Annotated in this window: 7 protein-coding genes; 5 read left to right on the top strand and 2 right to left on the bottom strand. The window is 30.4% G+C overall.

What is annotated here, in order from left to right; all coding sequences use genetic code 11:
• Together F598_RS15535 and F598_RS0114210 are read left to right on the top strand one after the other, a co-directional pair.
• Positions 1 to 183 (top strand): hypothetical protein (locus F598_RS15535; RefSeq protein ID WP_211209330.1); only part of this gene is annotated, 183 nt, incomplete at its 5' end.
• 514 nt (positions 184 to 697) lie between these two features.
• Complete coding sequence (locus F598_RS0114210; RefSeq protein WP_019039738.1) at positions 698 to 1,231, top strand: GNAT family N-acetyltransferase; 534 nt, start codon at positions 698 to 700, stop codon at positions 1,229 to 1,231.
• Between the two features lie 448 nt (positions 1,232 to 1,679).
• On the opposite strand, the gene F598_RS15400 is transcribed toward F598_RS0114210, so the two are convergent.
• Positions 1,680 to 1,979 carry a hypothetical protein gene (locus F598_RS15400; protein ID WP_019039736.1) on the bottom strand — a complete coding sequence of 100 codons (300 nt, stop codon included), beginning with the start codon at positions 1,977 to 1,979 and terminating at the stop codon, positions 1,680 to 1,682.
• A gap of 41 nt (positions 1,980 to 2,020) precedes the next feature.
• On the opposite strand from F598_RS15400, the gene F598_RS0114195 reads away from it, so the two are divergent.
• Positions 2,021 to 2,242 (top strand): hypothetical protein, encoded by a 222-nt coding sequence (locus tag F598_RS0114195; protein ID WP_157595039.1) that lies wholly within the window; start codon positions 2,021 to 2,023, stop codon positions 2,240 to 2,242.
• Here the strand turns inward: F598_RS0114195 and F598_RS0114190 are convergent.
• Positions 2,229 to 2,429 carry a hypothetical protein gene (locus F598_RS0114190; RefSeq protein ID WP_157595038.1) on the bottom strand — a complete coding sequence of 67 codons (201 nt, stop codon included), beginning with the start codon at positions 2,427 to 2,429 and terminating at the stop codon, positions 2,229 to 2,231. The two genes, F598_RS0114195 and F598_RS0114190, sit on opposite strands and share 14 nt — an antisense overlap.
• Before the next feature lie 216 nt (positions 2,430 to 2,645).
• On the opposite strand from F598_RS0114190, the gene F598_RS0114185 reads away from it, so the two are divergent.
• Together F598_RS0114185 and F598_RS0114180 are read left to right on the top strand one after the other, a co-directional pair.
• Positions 2,646 to 3,158: a hypothetical protein gene (locus tag F598_RS0114185; protein ID WP_157595037.1), complete on the top strand. Its 513-nt coding sequence runs from the start codon at positions 2,646 to 2,648 to the stop codon at positions 3,156 to 3,158.
• 153 nt (positions 3,159 to 3,311) lie between these two features.
• On the top strand, positions 3,312 to 4,079 hold the full coding sequence (locus F598_RS0114180) for a hypothetical protein (RefSeq protein WP_019039732.1): 768 nt from the start codon (positions 3,312 to 3,314) through the stop codon (positions 4,077 to 4,079).
• Positions 4,080 to 4,314: the final 235 nt, after the last annotated feature.

The following is a 4,314-nucleotide window of genomic DNA, read 5'->3' as shown; positions in this document are numbered from 1 at the left end:
TTCTACCGAAAATTCCACGCAATGTCCTATCTTTCAGCCACGGCTGAAAGACTTGCGCCAGTTTGTTCGCAACGAAGCCATACACACGAACGTTGGGCAAAATATAAAGACAGAACTCATTTAAAACTAAATGAAATATTTTTATTATTCTTTATACAAATTTATTCTTCTTACTCCATCTAAAAATGAGCACCCTGAACATATTGCAAATCTAATTTTAGCTTTAATTTTTCAATTGACAATACTCGGAATATTAAACATTCTAGAGTACTTTGACATTCAACCGATTTACGACTTTGGAAAAAATAAAATTGCATTTGTAGGTATCTATTTACTTTTTTTAGTCGTAGGATATTTAGCATTCATTAAGAATAAAAATTACCTGTCAATAAAACAAAGATTTGACACCCAAACCAAAAGCAAAAAAATTGTAAGATTTGGTTTTGTAATATTATATATGATATTTTTAATCTTTGCACTCTTTGTTATTTAATAAATACCCAAAAAAAAGATCTAAACCAAAATTCATAATAAAAATACTTTGCCCAACACAGGCTATAATTCATTGCGGTTGAATTCCTTGGCGGAATTCAACCCTATTTTGCTATCTTTCGGCAACGACGGTAAGAATCCTGCGGATTTTTCCGCAACGAAATCATAGCCCAAACGTTGTGCTCTATTAAAATGACATGTAGAAATGAATAAATTACCAGAGATAAATACAGAAAGGCTAATTTTAACTGAATTGAAAGCTGACGACATTAAAGATATTGTAAACTACGCCTCGAACAAGAAAATTTCTGACTCAACACTAAATCTTCCACACCCATATTCCGAAAAAGATGCGATTTATTGGATTAATCTTGCTTACCAAGGATTAAAATCTAGAACGAATTACATTTTTGCAATCAGACTTAAGGAAGAAAGTAAGTTTATTGGAGGTATTGGTTTAGGTGTTGAAAAAAGATTTAATCGCGCTGAAATTGGCTACTGGATCGCTGAACCTTTTTGGGGTAAAGGGATAGCAACTGAAGCAAACAAAGCAGTAATTGAATTTGGATTCAAAGATTTAGGATTAAATAAACTAACATCTTCTCACTTAAGTAAGAATCCTGCATCTGGTAAGGTTATGCAGAACAGTGGTATGATAAAAGAGGGTGTATTAAAAAAGCACATTTTAAAAGATGAAATATATCATGACTTAGTTGTTTATGGGATAACAAATCAGTAAATACGAAAAAATAACAGAGCACAACAAAAGCTATACGTAATGCGGGTTTCTGTGCTAAATTGAAGGTAATTAAATATTAACAAGCATATCGCTAGGCAGAAAGTAAAGTGCATTTTAATCCCGCACTACGCATAGCAGAGCCGTTGGGTTTCATTTAATCACAACTATGAAAAATACAGAAGAAATAATATCCTCGACTTTCTATAAAAAAGACGAATCTTTATATAGGATAATTAGAAGTAAAAGAAATTTCAATGACAAAAATATTGACAAATATACAGCCGAGGATTTTAAAAAAGCCTTTAAGGAATTAAATATTGATTTTTTAGAACCTAAACTTTCAATACTAGAGCCCGAAATGGATGGTTTTAAATTACTTAAAAAAATTGAAAAAGTAAATTATGAAAAGAAAAACAAAACCGAATTAGAAAGGTATATATTAAACAGACTACTTGTCATTAGTGACTATTATAAACCTTTCAAGTCTTTTGACATCAAATTCGCTAAGTAAGTTATTAAACTTATCCACCATGTTTTTTACAAAAGTGTCATCAAAATTCAATTTAGTTAATATACTTTCTAAATCTCCTTCAGTTCTGACAGGGATACTCAAAGAATTTTCTAAGTCTGAGGACTCTTTTTTAACAGTTAATTTTATAGAAGATACTAGCTCACCACCTTCTTTACTAGAAGATTTGACTTTTGAAAACTCATTTATTTTATTAACAATTTTTTGAATATCTGACATAATTAATTTTTAAACCAATATATATGATAAACTATAATAAAATGAAAATAAGTCCCGATGAATACGAAAAAGTAAAAGAGAATTTAAAACCCATAGTAAAAGAAGTAAGAGAGCTATTAACAGGATGGTGTGATATCGAAATGAATTATATTTTTGAAGAAGCAGTAATCGACCTTTATCAACTCTCATCAAGAAAACCTTGGTGTGAAGGTAAGTACAAAATAGTCCTTAGAGAAACAGGAGAAGAGATTATTCTTGGGTAGGTATTTCATTCTCCCTTATAACAAAAATTTTATTAGGGTCTTTGACATCATAAGCCTTCCAAGAGATAAAAGTTGGTGTACGATTTTTTATAGACTCTTGTAAGTCCCAACGCTCTAAAAGAACTATAATTTGATTATTTTCTAGTTTTATTTCTTGACCTTTTAAATATTTTGATTCTTTTTCCATTTCAAAAAACAAATTATAATTTCAACCAATATACAAAACAATGCTAAATAGAAAAACGAAAACCCAACAAAGTATATAAGTAATGCGAGAGAATAGGTTACTCCGCAAAATAAATGTTAACCTAAAAAATAATTAACACAACGAAAAGTCCTTGAGTACTTACCTCGCACTACTCATATACTAACCGTTGCCACAAATGCGAAAAAAACAAACCGAGTGAAATTTAAACTTACTTTATTGTTTATTGGATTGGTTTTTTCATCGTGTAGCCGAATTACGCCTTCGGGATTTTGGATGAATTACAAATCTGACCAAATTACTTATAAAGAAAATGACCAAGGACCTTGGGGCGGAACTCTAATTATAAATTGGGTGGCTGACAAAAACTCCGAATTTAAAATTTCAGAGATTGAAAAAATTGCGTCTGAAAATGATTGGAAACTAATTGATAGCGTGGAATATTACACAGCGGATTTGAAAAAAATGACAGATTTTGGAAAACCGATAATCAATCTTCCGCTTAAAAACTTTACGCCCGAAAGGCAAAGAGCGGATTTGAAATCAAATTCGTTACCTCGTGATATAAATACTGATTTTTCACTTTACCGATTTAAAACAGGTTGGGTTATATTTGAACCTGGCACAAATAGCTCAACGCTAGAAAATGGATTTGTACTTTTAAGTTCGGACAAAACGAAAATGTCAGTTTATCACATTTGGGGCGAATAAGCACTTGTGGCAACAGCGTATATAGTTTATGGCGGATTTTGTGCTGAATCGAAAATATAGTATTTTTAGAAAATTAAAAGTTCAACCGAAAGGCGAGCGGTTGTTATCCCGCCACAAACCATATACGCGAGACGTTGTGCGTAACCTAAAAAAATGACTAACTACAAAATTATTATTTTACTGATTTTAGCAATTGGAATTTATTCTTGTAATTCTAAAGTTAAATCTAATTCCTCAGAAAAAAGTATTCAGAACGAAACACCTATTTCTATTGAACCAATAAATGAAACCAAAAAAGAAATAAAATATTCAGATACAATTTATATTAATTATATAGAAAATAAAACCTTACTGAATATCCTAAAAATATTACCAGAAACAACAATGGAAAGTTGGGAATGGAGTAAAAAAGATAGAGAAAAAACAGTTGAGTTTATCGAGGAAAATAATTTTATAATTGATACAACTGAAATGTATAATAACATAAAATATATAAAACCAAACACAATTGGAATTCAAGTTGTCGATGGATTTTGGACTTTATCAACATATGATTTTGGTGAAAACAATTATTTTATCGTAACGAACGACATTGTTGGAGACGGCAATAATATTCAAACTTTTAACTTTTCAAACAATGAACTAAAGCCATCAAAAATGGTAAACTGGTTTGGAGAATTTGAATATAATTTACTTTTAAGTTCTGACTCAACAAAATGCCTTGAGTTCTTAAAAGAAAATGAAAACACTTATGACTATGATTTCAGCGACAAAAATATAATTACAATTTCTTCTTGGCTAATAAGTAAAAAAGAATCGGAAACTTGTTTAAAAGGGAATACAATAAAATATAAACTAAATAAAGAAAATAGAACGTTTGACATTATAGACATATATTGGAAGGACAATGAGAATGAATAAAAGGCTTCGCACAACAATATGTATCTTCAATGGCTAGGTTTATGAGCTGAAACGAAAAGTCTGGGATATTTTTCTATTTTTATGACTGAAAAATGAAAGGCGTCGCTTTTTTACACGCCACTGAAAGATACACGAAAACCGTTGTAGCACATTTGAGAAAAACCTGAGTAAATGACAAAAATTAGAGTAGAACGAAATTCTGAATGGAATAATAAAGCTCGTGCAATCGGAATTT

Origin of the sequence: Psychroflexus tropicus DSM 15496, assembly GCF_000378765.1 — a bacterium.
GTDB classification, from domain to species: domain Bacteria; phylum Bacteroidota; class Bacteroidia; order Flavobacteriales; family Flavobacteriaceae; genus Psychroflexus; species Psychroflexus tropicus.
Note: the sequence above shows the minus strand (reverse complement) of the source record. Positions and strands in the feature narration are given on the sequence as shown.

Coding starts and splice junctions, on each gene's coding strand:
- F598_RS0114210 (WP_019039738.1), top strand. CDS start 698: ATGAATAAATTACCAGAGATAAATACAGAAAGGCTAATTTTAACTGAA.
- F598_RS15400 (WP_019039736.1), bottom strand. CDS start 1,979: ATGTCAGATATTCAAAAAATTGTTAATAAAATAAATGAGTTTTCAAAA.
- F598_RS0114195 (WP_157595039.1), top strand. CDS start 2,021: ATGAAAATAAGTCCCGATGAATACGAAAAAGTAAAAGAGAATTTAAAA.
- F598_RS0114190 (WP_157595038.1), bottom strand. CDS start 2,429: ATGGAAAAAGAATCAAAATATTTAAAAGGTCAAGAAATAAAACTAGAA.
- F598_RS0114180 (WP_019039732.1), top strand. CDS start 3,312: ATGACTAACTACAAAATTATTATTTTACTGATTTTAGCAATTGGAATT.